Here is a 21,993-nt window from a genome sequence, read left to right on the forward strand (position 1 = left end):
GGGAGGGCGACCTGGGTAAGGCCGCCGGATCTTCAGCGAGTTGCTGCCAGTTCTTGTTGAACGCTGGCGACAGTGCGAGGCCAAGGTTTACCAGCCTGAACCTTCGCTGGCAAGGCTTTGATGGCGGAATCAGCTGCGGCACGGCTTGGGAAGCTGCCGTAGGTGATCACGTAGAGAGGCTTGCCGTTGAGCACTTTCTTGAAATAACGGTATTCGCCGCCCTGCTCTTTCACGAACGCCTGAGCGTTGGCTTCGGAGCTGGTGCCGAGGATCTGCACGACGAAGTTGCCGGTGGGCTGGCTGCTGTACCAGCTGCTGCCGGCAGCGCCAGCCTTGGCAACGGTGGCGACTGGTTTTTCAGCCGGCTTGGCGGCTGGCGCTGGAGCCGGCTTGGCGGTGGCAACGGTCGGTGCCGGGGTCGGCTTGGCGGCTGGTGCAGCAGGGGCCGCTGGCGTACCAGCGGGGACGCCCGCAGGTGGCGCTGTAGTGGTTACGGTCGGCGGCGTGGCACTGGAGCCTTCCACAGGCACGCCGTCATCGCCTTCGGAGATACCACCGGCTTCTTCGGCGAGCGGGCCGCGCATCACTGGCTGGCCGACCATCGGCAGATTGGTCGGTTGACCGGAGTTCGCGAATTCAACGTTTGGCGTGGGCTTGCCCAGTGGCAACTGCGCCTGTTCGGTTGGCGCGCCCGCAGTGGTCGGTGCCTTGCTGCGACCCGGAATCAACCAGGCAGCGGCTACAGCGACCACGACAACGGCGGAAATTGCCAATACGTGCTTCTTAGGCATAGTGAACCCCATCTTAGGACGCTTGACCGCAGAGCGGCTGGCAATCATGGCTTCGATCATGGCATCGCGGGCGACCTGGTTGATGGTGCCAGGCCAGCCGTCGGAGCTTTCGTGAATATCAGAGATCTGCGCAGCGGAGAAAAGTTCGATGCCCTGCCCTGCGCCTTCCAGGCGCTGGGCCAGGTATTCGCGAGTTTCTTCCTCTTCGTACGGCTGCAGTTCGATGACGTGGAACAGCTCCTGATCACCGCTGATCTGCTCCAGATCGGCGATCAACGACGATTCACCGAACAGGAACACATGGGGGCGACCTTCCGGCGTGCCCGCTGCCAGCGCCAGCAGCGCTTCCAGGGCGGATTCGTCGAGCTGCTCGGCGTCATCCACCAGCAGGTAGACTTCCTGGCCGGTCAGACCCAGTTGCACCACCTGCTTGAGGATCGCATTCGGCTCGGCAGTGGCGACATCCAGCGCCTGGGCTACCTGGCGCAGCACGCCCGCCGCATCACCGGCACCACGGGCAGACACCACCACGCTCTGTACGGACTGTTTGTTGGTGCTGGCCACCAGGGCCTGGCGCAGCAAGGTCTTGCCGCTGCCCAGCGGGCCCGTGACGACCAGCAGCAGTTGGCTGTAGCGCGCGAGATGGTGCAGTTGCCCCAGCACCGGCTTGCGCTGGGCCGGGAAAAATTTGAAACCAGGCACCCGTGGAGCAAAAGGGTCGTGGCTTAACTGGTAATGGCCGAGGAACGCCTCGTCGGCATGCAAACTAGTCATCGGGATCTTATTAACCTTTCAGCTGAGCCAGGGCGCGGTAATCCGCTCCCAGCGTGGCCTGTAAAATCTCTTTCGGATAATCGTCGGTCACTACCGCTTCGCCCATATGGCGCAACAGCACCAGTCGCAGTCGACCGTCGATCACTTTCTTGTCTATTGCCATATGTTCGAGGAAGTCCGCCTCGGTCATCTCTTCCGGCGGGATAACCGGCAAACCGGCACGCTGGAACAGGCGGATACCGCGATCCCGCTCCTGGGCGCTGATCCAACCCAGGCGTTGCGACATTTCCAACGCCATCACTGTGCCAGCCGCTACGGCCTCCCCATGCAACCACACACCATAGCCCATGTGCGTTTCGATCGCATGGCCGAACGTGTGGCCCAGGTTCAAGGTGGCCCGTACACCGGACTCCCGTTCGTCGGCATTCACCACCAACGCCTTGGCGGCGCAGGAGCGGGAAATCGCCTCGGTGAGCGCCACCTGGTCGAGTGCGCGCAGGGCGTCCACATGCTCTTCCAGCCAGGTCAGGAAGGGTTCGTCGCAGATCAACCCGTACTTGATGACTTCCGCCAGCCCCGCCGAGAGTTCGCGCGGTGGCAAGGTGTTGAGGGTTGCGGTGTCGATCAGCACGGCCTGAGGCTGGTAGAACGCGCCGACCATGTTCTTGCCCAGCGGGTGGTTGATGCCGGTCTTGCCGCCCACCGACGAATCGACCTGGGACAACAGGGTGGTCGGCACCTGGATAAAGTCCACGCCGCGCTGGTAACAGGCCGCTGCAAAGCCGGCCATGTCGCCGATCACACCGCCGCCCAGAGCAATCACGGTGGTTCGGCGGTCATGGCGCGCGGTCAGCAGGCCATCAAAGATCAGTTGCAGGGTTTCCCAGTTCTTGTGGGCTTCGCCATCGGGCAATATCACGGAGATCACTGAGTACGCCGCCAGGCTGCGGCTCAGACGCTCAAGATACAGTGGCGCGACCGTTTCATTGGAGATGATTGCCACTTGCCGCCCGGCAATATGCGGTGCCAGCAATTCAGGCTGGTCCAGCAGACCTTCGCCAATATGGATCGGGTAGCTGCGCTCGCCTAGATCGACCTTAAGTGTCTGCATGTGTCCCCGCGTTGAAGATGTATTGACGACCGGTAACGTCGATATCTGACGCCGCCTGATGGCTCTACGCCACACCCCGCAGGGTGATAGCGCGCCGCCGAGAATAGCGCATTTCGGGCCTGGCTTTAACGGGGTGGCAGCCGTTGCAGGCGCTCAAGAATGTCGAGAACCACCATCCGAGGCGGCCGTTCATCGGTTTCCACCACCAGATCGGCGATTTCCCGATACAGCGGATCGCGCAGCGCGAGCAGGTCCCGCAAGGTTTTTTCCGGGTTCGCCGTGCGCAGCAAAGGACGATTGCGATCGCGGGCGGTACGACCCACCTGCTGCTCGACCGACGCATGCAGATAGACCACCCGACCACCGGCATGCAGCGCCCGCCGATTTTCATCGCGCATTACCGCACCGCCGCCGGTGGCCAATACCACGCCGTCACAGCCACACAGCTCGGCAATCATCGCCTGCTCGCGGTCGCGAAAGCCCAGCTCGCCTTCCTTATCGAAGATCCATGGGATATTGGCACCCGTGCGCAATTCAATTTCCTTGTCGGAATCTTTGAATGGCAGGCGCAGCTCTTTGGCCAGCAATCGGCCGATGGTGCTTTTTCCAGCCCCCATCGGTCCTACAAGAATCAAATTTCGCACAGAATCAACGACTCACAGCAATCGCCTGGTTATTCATAATACGCGGAGTCAGGAATACCAGCAGCTCGGATTTTTTCTCCGCCAGCACATCGCGCCGGAAAAGGCGGCCAAGATACGGTACATCGCCCAAAAATGGCACTTTATCTACCACTTTGCTTTGAGTATTGGAGAAAACCCCGCCGATGACGATGGTCTCGCCATCCTTGACCAGCACCTTGGCATTCACCTCGTTTTTCTTGATCGGCGGTACGTCGTTGAGTTTATTGAGATAGTCGGGCTCATCCTTGGTGACCTTGACCACCATGATCACATGGTCATCGGGGGTGATTTGCGGCGTGACCTCCAATGACAGGGAAGCCTCCTTGAACGACACCGACGTAGCCCCTTGGGAGGTGGATTCCTGATAGGGAATTTCGGTGCCCTTTAGAATGCGCGCGGTTTCCTTGTCGGAAGTGACCACCTTGGGCTGCGAGACGATTTCGCCATTGCCGGTTTTCTCCATGGCGGTCAGTTCCAGGTCCAGCAGGAGGTTATCGGTGATGAAGGCGATCCCCAGGCCTGATGTACCCGTGAGTGAACCCAGGTCGACAAATGGCGAGCTGGGCACGTTTTCCGGCGCCTGGGCGCCGTCCGGCAAAGGTTTCTGGATACCTCCAGCCGCCCAATTCCCTCGATTGAGCCGCCCACCCCAACGCGCGCCCAGGTTTTTGTCGTAGTCGACGTTGGCCTCGACAATCCGTGCTTCGATCATCACCTGGCGCACCGGCACATCCAGTTGCGCCACGATCCGCCGCAACTCTTCCAGGCGCTCGCCGGTCTGGTAGGCAATGATGTTATTGGTGCGGTCATCCACTGCCACTGAACCACGCTCATCGGTCGTGCCTTCAAAGCCGCTCACCGACTGAAACAGCTTGGCCAGGTCTGCTGCCTTGGCGTAGTTGACTTGCAGTAGCTCACGGCGCAGCGGCGCCAGGTCGGCCATCTGCTTGCGCGATTCCAGCGTCAGCAGCTCGCGAGCGGCCAGCTCCTCGGCAGGCGCCACCAGCAGGACGCCGGCCTTTATCCGCTTATCCAAGCCCTTGGTTTGCAGCACCAGGTCCAGCGCCTGATCCCAGGGCACGTCTTTGAGCCGTAGGGTGATAGAGCCCTGCACGTCATCGCCGACCACCAGATTGAGGCCTGCCACGTCGGCGATTTGCTGCAAGGCAGCGCGCAGCCCGATGTCCTGGAAGTTGAGGTTCAATTTGTCACCGCTATAGGCACCGGACACCGCGCTGCCGGGAGGCGGTAGCTGGATCAGGTCCACGCGGTTGGGCACAGCTGCAGCCATCGGTGCCGTGAACGCTATCCATAGCGCCACACCGAAGGACGAGAAAGTCCTTTTCATTGTTTGGTTCCGTTATGAGTTGACGTTTAGCACGAGGGTTCGAGGGCGCTCCAGCCATGCGCCCTGTTCATCGGGAAATAACTCGACCAGTTCGATATGGCCCTCATGAATCGCTGTGACTCGACCATGATCCGGCCCCACATAGTCGCCGACTGCCAGGCGATGCACGGTTGAGGCTTGGCGCAGCAAGGCGAAGGTCTGCGCCCCACGGGACAACGTGCCGACCATCTCGAACTGATCCACTGGGTAGCCTTCCAAGGCTTCGCGCGGTCGAGCGAGGTCCGGCGCAGCGGCCGTCCGCCCTGGCGCACGCTCGACTTGCAGGGCAATGGGTTGGAACGGATCACGAATACCGGAGGCGCCGTATACAAAGGATTGCCCTTGCATGACAGCCGTGTCCCGCTTGATGCCTTGTCGCTCATGCCAATAAGTCTTGGCCAGCAGATCAAGGTGCAGCAGTTTGCCGTCACGTCGCATGGCAATATCGTGCGCTGTGGCGATTCGCGAAAGGCTACCCAGGGCACCCACAAACGTCGCCAGGTCGTGATAGGTACCGGTGGCGCCGATGCGAACGGGCTGTTCGTGATAGAACGGCCGAGACAGCTTATCCAACGGAGTGACGCTCTCAATCAACAAACCGTTGGCCAGCGCCATCCTGGCGATGTCTTCAAGAAAGCCGGGCATTTCGGACTCTTCCGGCATTTGCTGCAAAAGCCCGCTGACCTTCTCCTGCATAAGCTGGACCTGGCGAGCCCGCCTTTCAAGATTGACAGCCAAGACGGCTTTTTCCGCGAGTTGCTGCTGCAAGCTCACTTCCTGCACCTGGACCTCACGCAAGCGCTCCCGCGACGGGCTGAGGTACACGAGGTCGCCCACCAGCAGCACCACGCCGGCCAACGCGCAGCCCAGTAAGATCTTGCCGGGTAAGGGCCATTTGGCAGCAGTGTGAGTCAGCGCGGAAAATTCGAGCCAGGGCCGGCTCATGGCTGGGCCTCGGACGATTCGCCCTGGCGCACCATCAACTGGAATTCATTATTGCCGCGAGTGCTGTCGGTTCGTACGTGTTGCAGGCGAGTGGCGTGGGCACCCTCGGATGCCTCCAGGCGACGCATCAACTGGGCAATATCCTGGCTGGATTCAGCACTGCCGCTGATACTCACCGTATCGCCTTTCGCCACGACCTCATGCAAATGCACACCGTCAGGCACCGCACGGGCCAACTGATCCAGCAGTTGTGCACCGGCCGAGCGATTATCGTGCAGGTCTTGCACGACTTTCATACGCTCCTCCAATTGCTGGCTTTGCACCTGGAGGTCGTCAATGGTCTTGATACGCGAGTCCAGGACGCCGACGTCCTTACGCACATGATCGTTTCGCGTCACCTGCCGGTCGATCGCCTGGTCGATCACCTGGTCTGCCAGCCACACCGTCCCGAGCGCCACGCAGGCAAACGCCACCAGCAGTATCAGGAAATATTTACGCCGCCGTTCAGCCAGCGCCTGGCGCCAAGGCAAAAGATTGATTCGTGTCATCCAGCGAAACTCCTCAGGGCCAACCCGCAAGCGACTCCCATCCCAGGGGCGTCCACGATCCACTGTGCACCATCGACTCGATGGCCCGGCGTAAAGCTGGAGAAATCCTGACGGCAAGCGCGCGCCAATGCAAACCCTTCGACATCCACCACCCTGGGCACCAGCCCCGCCAAGGCCAAAACGGCTTCACGGACCTCGACGTGTTCCTTGGGACACGCCGCCAGCAACACCTCGACCCGCGCGGGATCCTGTGTCGACGGCCCCTGAACCTGAAAGTCCAGCGCCACCTCGTCCAGCGGGTAGGGAATATATTGATCTGCCTCCATCTGCACCCTCCAGGCCATTTCGTCGTCGCCAAGCCCCGCCTGCATTTCAATTACCTGTGTAATGACCGATGGACCGGAAACGGCGACTGCCGCCTGCCTGGTTGACGTCCGCAGCCGGGACAGTGCCATGTACAGCGCATGGCCTATGCCTTCCAGGTCCAGCCAGACGCCGTCGGCTACCGCCTGGGCCGGCAGCGCCTGTGTGGCGTAGCCCTGCACGGTGTAACGGTTGGCTGAACAGCTCAGCTCTACCAGCCTGATCCCTGCCTCATTGATGTCGACGCCAAGGACGGTGTCGACTTTTCGCCTGAAAAATCCCTTTCCCATAAAACTCCCCAAAGCTTTCCCTGTCTTAACGCCTGATTGCAGCTGAACGCCCTGCATTCGGTCGACTTGTTGAGCCGGCGCGAATGACGCCCCAAGGCGAAAAATGCTTTAATGCCCAGCGTTTTTCCCCGCTTTTTATCTGCAGCTCGGGTCGATCCATCGTTTGCCATGCATGCCCCGACGCGTAACCCATTCTTTTCTCTGGAAATCCAAAAGCCTTGATCCGTCTGCTGAAGTTTTTCGGGTACTCCATTGTCGCGATCGTCTGCGGGCTGCTGCTCGTACTCAGCGGGGCCTACCTCTACCTTAGTCCGGGTTTACCGTCCGTAGAGGCTCTCAGAAGTATCCAGTTGCAGATTCCTTTGCGGGTCTACAGCAGCGATGAAAAACTGATCGCGGAGTTCGGCGAAATGCGCCGCACACCGATCCGTTTTGCCGACATTCCACCTAATTTCATCAGCGCGTTGCTGTCGGCCGAAGACGATAATTTTGCCAACCACTATGGCGTCGACCCCAGCAGCCTGGTGCGCGCCGCCACGCAATTGGTAAAAAGCGGCCACATTCAATCCGGTGGCAGCACCATCACCATGCAGGTGGCGAAGAATTTCTTCCTTACCAGCGAACGCAGTTTTTCGCGCAAGGCCACTGAAATCCTGCTGGCATTGCAGATCGAGCGTCAGTTGACCAAGGACGAGATCCTTGAGCTGTACGTCAACAAGATCTACCTGGGCAACCGCGCCTACGGCATCGAAGCCGCTTCCCAGGTGTACTACGGCAAGTCGATTCGTGACGCCAGCCTGGCGCAGATGGCCATGATTGCCGGCCTGCCCAAGGCCCCTTCGCGTTTCAACCCCCTGGCCAACCCGGCGCGCAGCAAAGAACGCCGCGACTGGATCCTGGGGCGCATGTACAAGCTGGGCAAGATCGACCAGGCCGCCTATGAAAGTGCGGTGGCCGAGCCGTTGAACGCCAGCTACCACGTGCAGACACCGGAAGTGAATGCCCCGTATATCGCTGAAATGGCGCGTGCCGAGATGGTCGGCCGTTATGGCAGCGAGGCCTACACCGAAGGCTTCCGCGTGACCACAACGGTTCCGAGCGATTTGCAGGACATCGCCAATGACTCAGTGCATTCCGGCCTGATCACCTACGACCAACGCCACGGCTACCGAGGCCCTGAGTCGCGCCTGCCGGGCAAGACCCTGAGCGCCTGGACGGCCGAGCTGGGCAAACAACGTGCGATCAGCGGCCTGGAACCGGCCATCGTCACTCAGGTGACGAAAGATGGCGTGCAGGTGCTGACTCGCACCGGCGAAGCCCATGTGGCCTGGGACAGCATGAAATGGGCGCGCCCGTTCCTGAACACCAACAGCATGGGCCCGATGCCCAAGCAGCCGTCGGATGTCGCGCAAGTGGGTGACCTGATCCGCGTGCAACGCCAGAAGGACGACAGCCTTAAGTTCAGCCAGGTGCCGCTGGCCCAGGGCGCACTGGTATCGCTGGACCCGCAGAACGGTGCAATCCGCGCTCTGGTGGGTGGCTTCGCCTTCGAACAGAGCAACTACAACCGGGCCACCCAGGCCAAGCGCCAGCCGGGCTCGAGCTTCAAGCCGTTCATCTACAGCGCCGCCCTGGATAACGGCTATACCGCCGCCAGCCTGGTCAACGATGCGCCCATCGTGTTTGTCGACGAGTACCTGGACAAAGTATGGCGTCCGAAGAACGACACCAACACCTTCCTCGGTCCTATCCGTATCCGTGAGGCGCTGTACAAGTCGCGTAACCTCGTGTCGATCCGCTTGCTTCAGGCGATGGGTGTAGGCAAGACCATCGACTACATCACGCGCTTTGGCTTCAACAAGTCGGACCTGCCGCCGAACCTGTCCCTGGCCCTGGGCACCGCGACCCTCACACCGATGGAAATCGCCACCGGCTGGAGTACTTTCGCCAACGGCGGCTACAAGATCGCACCGTACCTGATCGACAAGATTGAAAGCCGCAACGGCGACACCCTGTTCACCGCCAACCCACCGCGAGTGCCGGGTGACGTGGTCAACGGCGTAGCCGCAACGGACGGCCTGGCGGCGCCAAGCAATGGCGGTATCACCATCGAGCCGACCCCAGGTACCGCGCCAGCCGCCAATGCTGCTGCACCTGAACCGCAAGCACCTGCCGTGGCCGAGCGCATTGTGGATGGGCGTACCACCTATATCCTCAACAGCATCCTCGAAGACGTCATCAAGAAGGGGACCGGCCGGCGCGCCCTGGCCTTGGGCCGCGCGGACATCGCGGGCAAGACCGGTACCACCAACGAATCCAAGGACGCCTGGTTCTCCGGCTATAACGCCGACTACGTGACGACCGTGTGGACCGGCTACGACCAGCCGGAAAGCCTTGGCCGCCGCGAGTTCGGTGGCACCGTCGCGCTGCCGATCTGGATGAGCTACATGGGCGCCGCCCTGAAGGACAAGCCGCTGCACACCCAACCGGAGCCGGAAGGCATCCTCAGCCTGCGGATCGACCCGGTCAGTGGCCGTGCGGCTTCGCCGAGCACGCCGAATGCGTACTTTGAACTGTTCAAGAGCGAAGACACGCCGCCGTCGGTCAATGAACTGGGCAACGGCGTCGTACCGGGCAGCCCGTTGCCGGCGGATGAAGCGGCGCCGATCGATCTGTTCTAACCTGGACCTTAAGCCTACGCAGAACCCAATGTGGGAGGGCGCTTGCCCCGATAGCACTGGACCAGCCAACTCATCGAGTGACTGACACACCGCCATCGGGGGCAAGCCCCCTCCCACATTTGATCTCCACAAGACACAAGTTAATCGCCCCCAACAAAAAGCCCCGACTCGCGAGAGCCGGGGCTTTTTGTTGGTGCGCTACAACGGCTTAGCCGTTGAACACATCATCCACGCTTTGCAGCGGGTAGTTTTTCGGATACGGCAGTGTGGCCACACCGGTCTCGATCGCGGCTTTGGCCACGGCATCGGAGATCAAGGTGATCAGGCGCTTATCCATTGGTTTCGGAATGATGTACTCACGACCGAATTCCAGCTTGGCGCCACCGTAGGCGTCGCACACGTCCTGAGGCACCGGCAGCTTGGCCAGTTCACGCAGGGCGTTGGCGGCAGCCACTTTCATCTCTTCGTTGATGCGCTTGGCGCGAACGTCCAGGGCGCCACGGAAGATGAACGGGAAGCCCAGTACGTTGTTGACCTGGTTCGGGTAGTCCGAACGACCGGTGGCCATGATCACGTCGTCACGGGTGGCGTGGGCCAGTTCCGGGGCGATTTCAGGATCAGGGTTGGAGCAGGCGAACACGATCGGGTTGGCCGCCATGGACTTCAGGCCTTCAGCGCTCAGCAGGTTCGGGCCGGACAGGCCAACGAACACGTCGGCGCCGTTCAGGGCGTCAGCCAGGGTACGCTTGGAGGACGGGTGGGCAAACATCGCCTTGTATTGGTTCAGGTCGGTACGCTCGGACTGGATCACGCCCTTGCTGTCGACCATGTAGATGTTTTCCAGCTTGGCGCCCATGCTGACGATCAGCTTCATGCAGGAGATGGCTGCAGCGCCGGCGCCCAGGCAGACGATCTTGGCGTCAGCCAGGGTTTTGCCAGCGATTTCCAGGGCGTTGATCATGCCGGCAGCGGTGACGATCGCGGTGCCGTGCTGGTCATCGTGGAATACCGGAATGTCGCACTGCTCGATCAAGGCCTTTTCGATCTCGAAGCACTCAGGTGCCTTGATGTCTTCCAGGTTGATGCCACCGAAGGTGATGGAGATGCGCTTGACGGTGTCGATGAAAGCCTGCGGGCTCTCGGAATCGACTTCGATGTCGAAAACGTCGATGCCGGCGAAGCGCTTGAACAGCACGCCTTTACCTTCCATGACTGGCTTGGAGGCCAGTGGGCCGAGGTTACCCAGGCCCAGAATCGCGGTGCCATCGGAAATCACTGCAACCAGGTTGCCCTTGCCGGTGTACTTGTACGCCAGTTCAGGGTCGCGGGCGATTTCACGTACGGGCTCGGCCACGCCAGGGCTGTAGGCCAGCGACAGGTCGCGGGCGGTGGCAGTGGCTTTGGTGAGCTCTACACTCAGCTTTCCTGGACGAGGATGGGCATGATATTCGAGAGCGGCAGTTTTCAAATCAGACATATCGGCATTCCGCTTTTACTGTTGGTCGACGGACCGCCGAGGATACTCGTGTCGTAAAGCCCCTACAAGACTGGGCAGTCACAGGTGTCAAGGGCCCTGCAGTAAGACTTTCGGCCAAGAGCCACGGTATACAAGGGCTTAACTGTTCACAATCGCATTAAAAAATGTCTACAATTTTTCTCAAGACGAGGTTTTGAACATGCCCGGATCGGTCAACGGCAGGAGCCAGCGGGCCTGGCCATTTTTGAGGCCCCCACGTCGCGAGCGATCCTGCACCCACCCACGCGCCTCGATAGTGCGCCCTTGCAGACCATTGAGCGTGGCAGCATCGAATTGGCTGACCAGAGCAGGGGCGATGCGTAATACCAGTGAGCCCTGCAATTCAATCCAGATACCACCACGATTGCGCTTTACCTGACTGACCCGGCCGCTGACCACGGCAAACCCGGAGCGCTTGAGGTGCGCCACGGACTGCACCGGCGATTGGCGCCACAGGCCCAGCCGCGCGTTGCGGGCGCTGTTCTCAGCCGCCTGCTGACAGGCGACGAGATCGACATTGGGGGCCACGCCCACCTGGAACCCCAGGCCCTCGGCCAACAGTTGCGCCTCCAGGTTCTTGCCGTCGGCACCATAGAGATGCGCCAGGGTGCGGCCGTAATGATCTTTGCCCTCACGCCCCAGCACCACGCCGACACGACCACCGCTGGCCTGCACCAACGCCCGCAGACGCTGACGAGCCGCGACCGCAAAAGGCTCGTCGGCGCGCCCCTTCCTGCCGGTTTCCGGGGCATTGATACCGATCATCCGCACACTGCGGCCATCCTTGAGGCGCACCGTGTCGCCATCCACCACCCGCTGCACTTCCACGCGGGCCAGGGCCGCTGGCGCCGGGCAAAACACCTGAGCCTGGGCCGCCGACAACCAAATCGCAGGCACAAAAAAGGCGCCCACAAGGGACGCCTTTTTCAACAGCTGGCAAAAGCCCATAAGGCTTTTGAGCCTTACTCTGCTGGAGTAGCAGCAGGCTTCTTGCCGAAAGCACCAAAGCGATCTGCGAAGCGCTGTACACGGCCGCCGGTGTCCAGAGTTTTCTGCTTACCGGTGTAGAACGGGTGGCACTCGTTGCATACGTCAGTACCCAGTGGCTTGCACAGGTTCGAGCGAGTTTCGAACTTGTTGCCGCAGCTGCAGGTCACTTCGATGGTTTCGTACGCTGGATGGATATCGGCTTTCATGGTGACTTCCTCAGGCTAGCGTGCCGCCACTCGACACTATTGTCGAATACCGCACGTAATTAGGCCGCGGATTCTACCAGACCTTTTTAAACGCGCAAGCGGCGACACCCGTCGCGTGTCAACATAAAAGCACCTTTCATCAGAAAACTGGCGGCTACCCCAAGCCTCCCGCTGTCTGCTAGGCTCCCGCCCCTGCGCCACCGCCTGCCTTTATATGAGACTCCCCGCGTGCCCGACGCCATTTTGCGCCTAGCCCTGCCCTCGCCCCTGCGCCGCCTGTTCGACTACCGGGCTCCGGCCGGTGTGCTGCGGGCGCAGTTGCAGCCAGGCATGCGCGTGCGCGTGCCGTTTGGCCGCCGGGAGATGATCGGCATTCTGGTGGAAGTCGCCGACCACAGCGAAGTGCCGGCCGAGAAGCTCAAGCCGGCCATCGCCATGCTCGACGCCACGCCACCGCTGCCGCCCGCACTGTTCAAGCTGTGCCTGTGGACCGCCCAGTATTACCAGCACAGCCTCGGTGACACGTTGAGCTGGGCATTGCCGGTGCTGTTGCGCCAGGGCGAACTGGCCGAAGCGCGTCAGGAACGCTTCTGGTCGACGGTGCCCGGCGCACGCCTTGACGACCCGCGCATCGCCCGCGCCCCGCGCCAGCGGGAAGCCCTGGCGACCCTGGCCCAGCATCCCCATGGCGTCGCCCATCAGCTATTGAGCAAGCTGATGCTGAGCAAGGACAGCCTCGACCTGTTGCTGGCCAAGGGTTTGGTGCAGGTGGAAATCCGCAAGCACGCCCCCGACCCGCGTCACGAACACTGGCTGGCCCAGCCCGAACTGCCGCTGAACCCTGAACAACGCGCCGCCTATGAAGCGATTCACGCAGGTGCAGGCAGCTTCCATGCGTTCCTGCTGGCCGGCGTCACCGGCAGCGGCAAGACCGAAGTCTATTTGCAGCTGATCCGCGAAACCCTGCAGGCCGGCAAACAGGCACTGGTGCTGATCCCCGAGATCAACCTGGGCCCGCAGACCCTGGCGCGCTTCGAACAGCGTTTCAATGCGCGCATCGCCCTGGTGCACTCGGCGATCAATGACCGTGAGCGCCTGGAGTCGTGGCTGGCGGCGCGGGATGGCGAAGCCGACATTATTATCGGCACCCGCTCGGCGTTGTTCACGCCGATGAAAAATCCCGGGCTGATCATCATCGACGAGGAGCACGACGGCTCCTATAAGCAACAGGAAGGCCTGCGCTACCACGCCCGCGACCTGGCACTGGTGCGCGCGCGCCAGGAAGACATCCCGATTGTGCTGGGCTCGGCCACACCCTCCCTGGAAAGCCTGCACAACGCCTACACCGGTCGTTACGGGCTCCTGCGCTTGAACGAGCGGGCAGGCGGCGCCAAGCAACCCCGCTTCCTGCGCCTGGACGTAAAAAGCCGGCCTCTGGACAGCGGCATTTCCGGGCCGATGCAACAAGCTATCGGCCAGACACTGGCGGCCGGCCAGCAGGTCTTGGTATTTCTCAACCGCCGAGGCTTTGCACCGACGCTGCTGTGCCATGACTGCGGTTGGATGTCCGAGTGCGAACGCTGCGATGCGCGCATGACCGTGCACCAGCGCCATGGCGAGCTGCGTTGCCACCATTGCGGCCATGTGGAGCGTGTACCGCGCCACTGCCCGCAGTGCGGCAAGGTCGACCTGCGCCCGGTGGGCGCAGGCACCGAGCGCGCCGAGGAGCGCCTGGGCATTTTGTTCCCGGACTACCCGGTATTGCGGGTCGACCGCGACAGTACGTCGCGCAAGGACGCGATGAACCAGCTCTTCGCCACCATCCAGAAGGGCCAGCCGTGCATCCTGGTGGGTACGCAGATGCTCGCCAAAGGACACCACTTCCCACGGGTGACCCTGGTGTCGATCCTGGATGCCGACGGCGGCCTGTTCTCCGGCGACTTCCGCGCCAGCGAACGCATGGCGCAGTTGATCGTGCAGGTCGCCGGCCGCGCCGGGCGTGCCGAAGAGCCGGGCAAGGTGATTATCCAGACCCACCTGGCCGACCATCCGCTGCTGATTCAACTGACAGAACAAGGCTACTTCGCCTTCGCCGAACAGGCGCTGAGCGAACGCCGCTCCGCCGGCCTGCCGCCCTTTGCACACTTGGCGCTGCTGCGCGCCGAAGCCCATAAACCGGGGCAGGCCGAGGGCTTTCTGGATGAAGCCTGCAGCGCCGCCGAACGCTTGCTCGGCGAGCTGGGGCTGAGCGGCATCGAGCTGCTTGGCCCGGTGCCAGCGCCCATGGAACGTCGCGCCGGGCGTTATCGTGCTCAGCTACTGTTGCAAGCGACATCCCGTGCACCGCTGCATCGGCTATTAAGTAGCTGGTTGCTTGCGCTGGAGCAAATGCCGAGTGGCCGCCAGGTGCGATGGTCGTTGGATGTAGACCCGGTAGATTTGTATTAAGCCTGGCCACAGGTCCTGCGAAGGTTGGCAAGCCCGCCCTCGCCACGGATAATGCCCAGCTTTTCCACCTGCGCATCGCGCGCCGCCGCTTGCGGTCGAAAGAGAACACCATGAAAGACACCATTCGCCAGCTGATCCAACAAGCCCTCACCCAACTCGTCAACGAAGGTGTGTTGCCTGAAGGCCTGACGCCGGCGATCCAGGTGGAAAACACCCGCGACAAGACCCACGGCGACTTCGCCAGCAACATTGCGATGATGCTGTCCAAGCCGGCCGGCATGAAGCCGCGCGACCTGGCGGAGAAAATCATCGCCGCGCTGCCCGCCGACGAGAGTGTTACCAAGGCCGAAATCGCCGGCCCGGGCTTTATCAACTTCTTCCAGAACACCCAGGCCCTGGCGTCACGCCTGGATGCAGCCCTGGCCGACGCCAGGATCGGCGTGCGCAAGGCCGGTCCGGCTCAGCGCGTGGCCATTGACCTGTCGGCGCCCAACCTGGCCAAAGAGATGCACGTCGGCCACCTGCGCTCAACCATCATCGGCGACGGCGTGGCGCGGGTGCTGGAATTCCTCGGCGACACCGTGATCCGCCAGAACCATGTGGGCGACTGGGGCACCCAGTTCGGCATGCTGATGGCTTATCTGCAGGAAAACCCGATCACCAGCAACGAGCTGTCGGACCTGGAGAACTTCTACCGCGCCGCCAAGAAGCGTTTCGACGAATCCGAGGAGTTCGCCGATCGCGCGCGCGGCCTGGTGGTCAAGCTGCAAGCCGGCGACAAGGAATGCCTGGAACTGTGGGGCCGCTTCCGCGAGATCTCGCTGTCCCACTGTCAGGAAATCTACGAGCTGCTCAACGTCAAGCTGACCATGGCCGACGTAATGGGCGAAAGCGCCTACAACGACGACCTGATCAACGTGGTCAACGACCTCAAGGCCAAGGGCCTGCTGGTCGAGAGCAACGGCGCGCAGTGCGTGTTCCTCGAAGAATTCAAGACCGCCGACGGCGAGCCGCTGCCGGTGATCATCGTCAAGGCCGATGGCGGCTACCTCTATGCCACCACCGACCTGGCGGCCGTGCGCTACCGCAGTGGTGTACTCAAGGCCGACCGTGCGCTGTATTTCGTCGACCAACGCCAGGCCCTGCACTTCCAGCAGGTGTTCGAAGTGGCACGTCGCGCCGGTTTCGTCACCCACCCGATGCACATGGAGCACATGGGCTTCGGCACCATGAACGGCGCCGACGGCCGCCCGTTCAAGACCCGCGACGGCGGCACCGTGAAGCTGATCGACCTGCTCAACGAAGCCCAGGACCGTGCCTACAACCTGGTGAAGGAAAAGAACCCGGAGCTGGCCGAAGCCGACCTGCGCAACATCGCCCGCGTGGTGGGGATTGGCGCGGTGAAATACGCCGACCTGTCCAAGCACCGCACCAGCGACTACAGCTTCAACTTCGAACTGATGCTCAACTTCGAGGGCAACACCGCGCCGTACCTGCTGTACGCCTACACCCGCGTGGCCGGTGTGTTCCGCAAGCTGGGCAAGGACTTCAGCGAAGTCGAAGGCCGGATCGTGCTGGACGCGCCCCATGAACAGGAACTGGCCGCCAAGCTGGCGCAATTCGGCGAAGTGCTGAACAGCGTCGGCGAGAAAGGCACGCCGCATATCCTCTGCACCTACCTGTACGAAGTCGCCGGGTTGTTCTCCAGCTTCTACGAGAACTGCCCAATCCTCACTGCCGACGACGAAGCCCAGAAGCAAAGTCGCCTGCGCCTCGCCGCACTGGCTGGACGGACCCTCAAGCAAGGCCTGGAACTGTTGGGCCTGGAAACTCTGGAGCGTATGTAAGTTGGCTGCCAAGAAAAAACCTGCACCCAAGCGCGGCGCCAGCCGCTACCAGGCCCCGGCGAAGAAGCCGATCCCGGGCTGGTTGTGGATGGCCATCGGCCTCACGGTTGGCGCGTTTATCGTGTTCCTGATGAAGCTGGACCCAGGCCAGGGCGATGACGTCAAACGCGTCAAGCAGGAACAGCAGAAGGCCACGAAAATGGCTGAAGCCAACAAGACTGCGCCGAGCCCAACGGCACCCGTAAAGCCGAAGTACGACTTCTATACGCTGCTGCCGGAATCGGAAGTGATCGTGCCACCTGACGCCGTGCCGGAGAAAACCCTGCCGACGCCGCAAGTGCCGACCACCCCGGTAACCCCGGCAGAAGCAGCGAAAATCGACACCGCGCGGGCCCAGGCAGCACTGGCCGGGATTACTCCGCCGCCAGCACCACCGGTGGCGGAGACCAAAGCCGCCCCTGTGACCAAGTTCTTCCTGCAAGCGGGCTCCTTCCCGAAACAGGCGGACGCGGATCGCGTGCGTGCGCAAATCATTCTGCTGGGCCAGACGGTGACGGTGGAGTCCGGCACGGTGAAGGACGCGACCTGGTATCGCGTACTGGTGGGGCCGTTCAGCAACCGCGAACAGCTGACCGTGGCGCAGAAACAATTGGCCGGGGCCGGGTTTAGCAACCTGTTGTTACAACAGCGCCAGAGCCGCTGATTCGGGCTCAACTTCGATCAAAATGCGGGAGGGGGCTTGCCCCCGATGGCGGTGTATCAGTCACCAGATTCATTGACTGCCACTCCGCTATCGGGGGCAAGCCCCTCCCACATTTGGTTCTGCAGCGCTCTGAAATGTGTGTCAGACCGATAAACACCACTCGTCCGCCATAAACCCCTATGGTTGAAATCCCCCCCGCCACCCCCATATGAGTTTCCATCAGGGCATTTTCGCCCCGCTGCGTGGAGACTCTCCCCTTGACCACCATCGTTTCAGTACGTCGCCACGGCAAAGTCGTCATGGGCGGCGACGGCCAGGTTTCCCTGGGCAATACCGTGATGAAAGGCAACGCGAAAAAAGTGCGTCGCCTGTACCACGGCCAGGTCCTCGCCGGGTTTGCCGGTGCCACCGCCGACGCATTCACCCTCTTCGAGCGTTTCGAAGGCCAGCTGGAAAAACACCAGGGCCACCTCGTACGCGCCGCTGTCGAACTCGCCAAAGAATGGCGCACCGACCGCTCCCTCAGCCGCCTGGAAGCCATGCTGGCCGTCGCCAACAAAGATGCGTCCCTGATCATCACCGGTAACGGCGATGTGGTTGAGCCTGAACATGGCCTGATCGCCATGGGCTCCGGCGGTGGTTATGCACAAGCCGCAGCCAGCGCACTGTTGAAGAAGACCGACCTGTCGGCCCGCGAAATCGTCGAGACTGCCCTGGGCATCGCCGGCGACATCTGCGTGTTCACCAACCACAACTTCACCATTGAGGAGCAGGACCTCGCCGAGTAAGCCGTAGGCTTATTCCCGCTTGAGGCCGCCAAACACTATGTCCATGACTCCCCGCGAAATCGTCCATGAACTCAATCGCCATATCATCGGCCAGGACGATGCCAAGCGCGCCGTTGCCATCGCGCTGCGTAACCGCTGGCGCCGGATGCAACTGCCCGAAGAATTGCGCGTTGAAGTAACGCCGAAGAACATCCTGATGATCGGCCCGACCGGCGTCGGTAAAACCGAGATCGCGCGACGCCTGGCCAAGCTGGCCAACGCGCCGTTCATCAAGGTCGAAGCCACCAAGTTCACCGAAGTCGGCTATGTGGGCCGCGATGTCGAGTCGATCATTCGTGACCTGGCCGACGCTGCCCTCAAGCTGCTGCGCGAACAGGAAATGACCAAAGTCAGCCACCGCGCCGAAGACGCCGCCGAAGAACGCATCCTCGACGCCCTGCTGCCACCGGCGCGCATGGGCTTCAACGAAGACGCAGCACCGGCCTCGGATTCCAACACCCGCCAGCTGTTCCGCAAGCGTCTGCGTGAAGGCCAGCTGGACGACAAGGAAATCGAGATCGAAGTCGCTGAAGTCTCGGGCGTCGACATCTCCGCACCGCCTGGCATGGAAGAGATGACCAGCCAGCTGCAGAACCTGTTCGCCAACATGGGCAAGGGCAAGAAGAAAAGCCGCAAGCTCAAGGTGAAGGAAGCGCTGAAGCTGGTGCGCGACGAAGAAGCCGGGCGCCTGGTGAACGAGGAAGAACTCAAGGCCAAGGCCCTGGAAGCGGTTGAACAGCACGGCATCGTGTTTATCGACGAGATCGACAAAGTGGCCAAGCGCGGCAACTCCGGCGGCGTCGATGTATCCCGCGAAGGTGTGCAGCGCGACCTGCTGCCGCTGATCGAAGGCTGTACCGTCAATACCAAGCTGGGCATGGTCAAGACCGACCACATTCTGTTTATCGCTTCGGGGGCGTTCCACCTGAGCAAGCCAAGCGACCTGGTGCCCGAGTTGCAAGGTCGACTGCCGATTCGCGTAGAGCTCAAGGCGCTGACCCCGGGCGACTTCGAGCGCATCCTCAGCGAACCGCATGCGTCGCTCACCGAGCAATATCGCGAGCTGCTGAAAACCGAAGGGCTGGGCATCGAGTTCCTGCCGGACGGTATCAAGCGCCTGGCGGAGATTGCCTGGCAGGTCAACGAGAAGACCGAGAACATCGGTGCGCGTCGCCTGCACACGCTGCTTGAGCGCCTGCTTGAGGAAGTGTCCTTCAGCGCCGGCGACATGGCAGGCTTGCAGAATGGCGTAGCGATCAAGATCGATGCCGACTACGTCAACAGCCACTTGGGCGAATTGGCGCAGAACGAGGACTTGTCGCGGTATATTCTGTAAGCCTCACACAGAACTGCTTTGCTTCAAATGTGGGAGGGGGCTTGCCCCCGATAGCGGTGGATCAGTCAGCTTATCTATAGCTGACCCACTGCCATCGGGGGCAAGCCCCCTCCCACGTTTTTAAGCCGGTTTATTCAAGAGCACCTCATATGGCCAAGTTTCCTACCGCTGTAAACCTGCACAAAACCTCCAACACCCTAGGCCTCACCTACGGCCCCGACGAGGTTTACCAGTTGCCCGCCGAACTGCTGCGGGTGCACTCGCCTTCCGCCGAGGTCCAGGGCCATGGCAAACCTATCCTGCAGTTCGGCAAGCTCAACGTGCGCCTGACCAAGATCGAACCGGCCGGCCAGTACGCCCTGAAATTGACCTTCGACGACGGGCATGACAGCGGACTGTTCACCTGGGACTACCTCTACCAATTGGCCGTGCGTCAGGATGCGTTGTGGGCCGATTATCTTGCCGAGCTCAAGGCGGCCGGAAAAACCCGCGACCCGAGTGAATCGGTCGTGCGGCTAATGCTCTAGTTCAAGCCTCTTGCTCTTTAGAGGGCATTTTCTAATTTCATCTGCTTGAATGCCCTGTCGCGTGGCCAACGATTGGCCCGCTTGCGAAAAAAATTAAACTCGGGTAACCAATGGAACTGGCAAGTTCCCTGCATTTGACGATGCGGTATCAACGGTCACCCGAGTCGCAGTACCTGGCTTGTGTTGTGTATCGAAACCTGGTGCGCAGCGGTACCCGGTACTCGTCTTTCGGACAATGGAGCGTCGTAGATGAGTAACAAGAACAACGATGACTTGAAACGCCAGGCCTCGGAAAACACCCTGGGGCTCAACCCGATCATCGCGTTACGTAAAAAGGATTTACTGACCTCGGCCAAGATGGTGCTGACCCAAGCCATCAAGCAGCCGTTGCACAGCGTCAAGCACGTCGCCCACTTTGGCGTTGAATTGAAGAACGTGATGTTCGGCAAATCGCAGCTGCAGCCCGAAAGCGATGACCGTCGCTTTCACGACCCCGCCTGGAGCCAGAACCCGCTCTACAAACGCTACCTGCAAACCTACCTGGCGTGGCGCAAGGAACTGCATGACTGGATAGGCGACAGTAACCTGTCGGAACAGGACATCAGCCGCGGCCACTTCGTGATCAACCTGATGACCGAAGCCATGGCGCCCACCAACAGCGCGGCCAACCCGGCGGCGGTCAAACGCTTCTTTGAAACTGGCGGCAAGAGCCTGCTCGACGGCCTGTCGCACCTGGCCAAGGACATGGTGCACAACGGCGGCATGCCGAGCCAGGTCAACATGGGCGCGTTCGAAGTCGGCAAGACCCTGGGCATCACCGAGGGGGCGGTGGTATTTCGCAACGACGTGCTGGAGCTGATCCAGTACAAGCCGATCACCGAACAGGTGCACGAACGCCCGTTGCTGGTGGTACCGCCGCAGATCAACAAATTCTACGTATTCGACCTGAGCCCGGAGAAGAGCCTGGCGCGCTTCTGCCTGCGCAATGGGCAGCAGACCTTTATCGTCAGTTGGCGCAACCCGACCAAGGCCCAGCGCGAGTGGGGCCTGTCGACCTATATCGAGGCGCTCAAGGAAGCGGTCGATGTAGTCACGGCAATCACCGGAAGCAAGGACATCAACATGCTCGGCGCCTGCTCCGGCGGCATCACCTGCACCGCCCTGCTCGGCCACTACGCGGCGCTGGGTGAGAAGAAAGTCAACGCCCTGACCCTGCTGGTGAGCGTGCTGGACACCACCCTGGACACCCAGGTGGCGCTGTTTGTGGATGAACAGACCCTGGAAGCAGCCAAGCGCCACTCCTACCAGGCCGGCGTGCTGGAGGGCCGCGACATGGCCAAAGTGTTCGCCTGGATGCGCCCCAACGACCTGATCTGGAACTACTGGGTCAACAACTACCTGCTGGGCAATGAGCCGCCGGTGTTCGACATCCTGTTCTGGAACAACGACACCACGCGCTTGCCGGCGGCGTTCCACGGCGACCTGATCGAGCTGTTCAAAAACAACCCACTCGTGCGCGCCAATGCCCTGGAAGTGTGCGGCACGCCGATCGACCTCAAGCAGGTCACGGCCGATATTTACTCACTGGCCGGCACCAACGACCACATCACGCCATGGCAGTCGTGCTACAAGTCGGCTCAGCTGTTTGGTGGCAAGGTGGAATTCGTACTGTCCAGCAGCGGGCATATCCAGAGCATCCTCAACCCGCCGGGCAACCCCAAGGCGCGCTACCAGACCAGCGATGGCTTGGCAGGCAAGCCGTTGGAGTGGCAGGAGAATGCGACCAAGCACACCGATTCCTGGTGGCTGCACTGGCAGGCATGGCAGGCGGAGCGAGCGGGCAAGCTGAAGAAGGCGCCGACGACTTTGGGTAACAAGACCTATGCCGCAGCGGAAGCCGCCCCAGGGACTTACGTACACGAACGCTAAATTGAAATGCGTTCAAATGTGGGAGGGGCTTGCTCCCGATTGTGGCGTGTCAGGCACAACATCTGAAACTGGCACACGGCTATCGGGAGCA

At 61.4% G+C, this 21,993-nt stretch carries 17 protein-coding genes and 1 pseudogene; 8 read left to right on the top strand and 10 right to left on the bottom strand.

Going from position 1 to position 21,993, the window contains the following annotated elements:
• Positions 1-32 precede the first annotated feature (32 nt).
• From HCF10_RS12070 to pilM, 7 genes and pseudogenes are all read right to left on the bottom strand, one after another.
• A complete protein-coding gene (locus HCF10_RS12070; protein ID WP_167655593.1) occupies positions 33-1,565 on the bottom strand; it encodes an SPOR domain-containing protein in 1,533 nt (510 codons plus the stop codon).
• Between the two features lie 10 nt (positions 1,566-1,575).
• Positions 1,576-2,676 carry a 3-dehydroquinate synthase gene (gene aroB / locus HCF10_RS12075; protein ID WP_122673881.1) on the bottom strand — a complete coding sequence of 367 codons (1,101 nt, stop codon included), beginning with the start codon at positions 2,674-2,676 and terminating at the stop codon, positions 1,576-1,578.
• A 125-nt stretch (positions 2,677-2,801) separates the two neighbouring features.
• Entirely contained in the window at positions 2,802-3,320 is a 519-nt protein-coding gene (gene aroK / locus HCF10_RS12080; RefSeq protein ID WP_003171222.1) for a shikimate kinase AroK, read from the bottom strand.
• 4 nt (positions 3,321-3,324) lie between these two features.
• Positions 3,325-4,581, bottom strand: a pseudogene (locus HCF10_RS12085) (type IV pilus secretin PilQ); the annotation flags it as partial.
• Positions 4,582-4,719: 138 nt separating this feature from the next.
• Complete coding sequence (locus HCF10_RS12090; RefSeq protein ID WP_167655594.1) at positions 4,720-5,691, bottom strand: pilus assembly protein PilP; 972 nt, start codon at positions 5,689-5,691, stop codon at positions 4,720-4,722.
• On the bottom strand, positions 5,688-6,239 hold the full coding sequence (locus HCF10_RS12095; protein ID WP_167655595.1) for a PilN domain-containing protein: 552 nt from the start codon (positions 6,237-6,239) through the stop codon (positions 5,688-5,690). The genes HCF10_RS12090 and HCF10_RS12095 overlap by 4 nt, the downstream gene beginning before the upstream one ends.
• Complete coding sequence (pilM, locus tag HCF10_RS12100) at positions 6,236-6,892, bottom strand: type IV pilus biogenesis protein PilM (protein ID WP_131697042.1); 657 nt, start codon at positions 6,890-6,892, stop codon at positions 6,236-6,238. The genes HCF10_RS12095 and pilM overlap by 4 nt, the downstream gene beginning before the upstream one ends.
• Positions 6,893-7,113: 221 nt before the next feature.
• Between pilM and HCF10_RS12105 the strand changes: the two genes are divergently transcribed.
• A complete protein-coding gene (locus HCF10_RS12105; RefSeq protein WP_405046502.1) occupies positions 7,114-9,573 on the top strand; it encodes a penicillin-binding protein 1A in 2,460 nt (819 codons plus the stop codon).
• 208 nt (positions 9,574-9,781) lie between these two features.
• On the opposite strand, the gene HCF10_RS12110 is transcribed toward HCF10_RS12105, so the two are convergent.
• The 3 genes from HCF10_RS12110 to rpmE form a co-directional block, all read right to left on the bottom strand.
• Positions 9,782-11,050 carry a malic enzyme-like NAD(P)-binding protein gene (locus HCF10_RS12110; RefSeq protein ID WP_027605010.1) on the bottom strand — a complete coding sequence of 423 codons (1,269 nt, stop codon included), beginning with the start codon at positions 11,048-11,050 and terminating at the stop codon, positions 9,782-9,784.
• Between the two features lie 180 nt (positions 11,051-11,230).
• Entirely contained in the window at positions 11,231-12,037 is an 807-nt protein-coding gene (locus HCF10_RS12115; protein WP_167655596.1) for a thermonuclease family protein, read from the bottom strand.
• A gap of 14 nt (positions 12,038-12,051) precedes the next feature.
• The gene (gene rpmE / locus HCF10_RS12120) at positions 12,052-12,285 is read right to left on the bottom strand and encodes a 50S ribosomal protein L31 (protein WP_005784030.1); all 234 of its coding nucleotides are present in this window, start codon (positions 12,283-12,285) and stop codon (positions 12,052-12,054) included.
• Between the two features lie 228 nt (positions 12,286-12,513).
• Between rpmE and HCF10_RS12125 the strand changes: the two genes are divergently transcribed.
• The 7 genes from HCF10_RS12125 (at position 12,514) to phaC (ending at position 21,902) form a co-directional block, all read left to right on the top strand.
• Positions 12,514-14,733 carry a primosomal protein N' gene (locus HCF10_RS12125; RefSeq protein ID WP_131696865.1) on the top strand — a complete coding sequence of 740 codons (2,220 nt, stop codon included), beginning with the start codon at positions 12,514-12,516 and terminating at the stop codon, positions 14,731-14,733.
• A 110-nt stretch (positions 14,734-14,843) separates the two neighbouring features.
• The gene (argS, locus tag HCF10_RS12130) at positions 14,844-16,580 is read left to right on the top strand and encodes an arginine--tRNA ligase (RefSeq protein WP_027605013.1); all 1,737 of its coding nucleotides are present in this window, start codon (positions 14,844-14,846) and stop codon (positions 16,578-16,580) included.
• A 1-nt stretch (position 16,581) separates the two neighbouring features.
• Positions 16,582-17,283 carry an SPOR domain-containing protein gene (locus HCF10_RS12135; RefSeq protein ID WP_027605014.1) on the top strand — a complete coding sequence of 234 codons (702 nt, stop codon included), beginning with the start codon at positions 16,582-16,584 and terminating at the stop codon, positions 17,281-17,283.
• Positions 17,284-17,540: 257 nt separating this feature from the next.
• Positions 17,541-18,071 (top strand): ATP-dependent protease subunit HslV, encoded by a 531-nt coding sequence (hslV, locus tag HCF10_RS12140; RefSeq protein ID WP_010563201.1) that lies wholly within the window; start codon positions 17,541-17,543, stop codon positions 18,069-18,071.
• 37 nt (positions 18,072-18,108) lie between these two features.
• Positions 18,109-19,446, top strand: coding sequence for an ATP-dependent protease ATPase subunit HslU (gene hslU / locus HCF10_RS12145; protein ID WP_131696866.1), 1,338 nt, complete (start codon positions 18,109-18,111; stop codon positions 19,444-19,446).
• Between the two features lie 149 nt (positions 19,447-19,595).
• Complete coding sequence (locus tag HCF10_RS12150) at positions 19,596-19,973, top strand: gamma-butyrobetaine hydroxylase-like domain-containing protein (RefSeq protein WP_027605016.1); 378 nt, start codon at positions 19,596-19,598, stop codon at positions 19,971-19,973.
• A 249-nt stretch (positions 19,974-20,222) separates the two neighbouring features.
• Positions 20,223-21,902, top strand: coding sequence for a class II poly(R)-hydroxyalkanoic acid synthase (phaC, locus tag HCF10_RS12155; protein WP_145335915.1), 1,680 nt, complete (start codon positions 20,223-20,225; stop codon positions 21,900-21,902).
• Positions 21,903-21,993: the final 91 nt, after the last annotated feature.

The sequence above is a fragment of the Pseudomonas sp. B14(2022) genome (assembly GCF_012030485.1).
Lineage (GTDB): Bacteria > Pseudomonadota > Gammaproteobacteria > Pseudomonadales > Pseudomonadaceae > Aquipseudomonas.

Coding starts and splice junctions, on each gene's coding strand:
- HCF10_RS12070 (WP_167655593.1), bottom strand. CDS start 1,565: ATGACTAGTTTGCATGCCGACGAGGCGTTCCTCGGCCATTACCAGTTA.
- aroB (WP_122673881.1), bottom strand. CDS start 2,676: ATGCAGACACTTAAGGTCGATCTAGGCGAGCGCAGCTACCCGATCCAT.
- HCF10_RS12090 (WP_167655594.1), bottom strand. CDS start 5,691: ATGAGCCGGCCCTGGCTCGAATTTTCCGCGCTGACTCACACTGCTGCC.
- HCF10_RS12095 (WP_167655595.1), bottom strand. CDS start 6,239: ATGACACGAATCAATCTTTTGCCTTGGCGCCAGGCGCTGGCTGAACGG.
- pilM (WP_131697042.1), bottom strand. CDS start 6,892: ATGGGAAAGGGATTTTTCAGGCGAAAAGTCGACACCGTCCTTGGCGTC.
- HCF10_RS12110 (WP_027605010.1), bottom strand. CDS start 11,050: ATGTCTGATTTGAAAACTGCCGCTCTCGAATATCATGCCCATCCTCGT.
- HCF10_RS12115 (WP_167655596.1), bottom strand. CDS start 12,037: ATGGGCTTTTGCCAGCTGTTGAAAAAGGCGTCCCTTGTGGGCGCCTTT.
- rpmE (WP_005784030.1), bottom strand. CDS start 12,285: ATGAAAGCCGATATCCATCCAGCGTACGAAACCATCGAAGTGACCTGC.
- argS (WP_027605013.1), top strand. CDS start 14,844: ATGAAAGACACCATTCGCCAGCTGATCCAACAAGCCCTCACCCAACTC.
- hslU (WP_131696866.1), top strand. CDS start 18,109: ATGTCCATGACTCCCCGCGAAATCGTCCATGAACTCAATCGCCATATC.
- HCF10_RS12150 (WP_027605016.1), top strand. CDS start 19,596: ATGGCCAAGTTTCCTACCGCTGTAAACCTGCACAAAACCTCCAACACC.
- phaC (WP_145335915.1), top strand. CDS start 20,223: ATGAGTAACAAGAACAACGATGACTTGAAACGCCAGGCCTCGGAAAAC.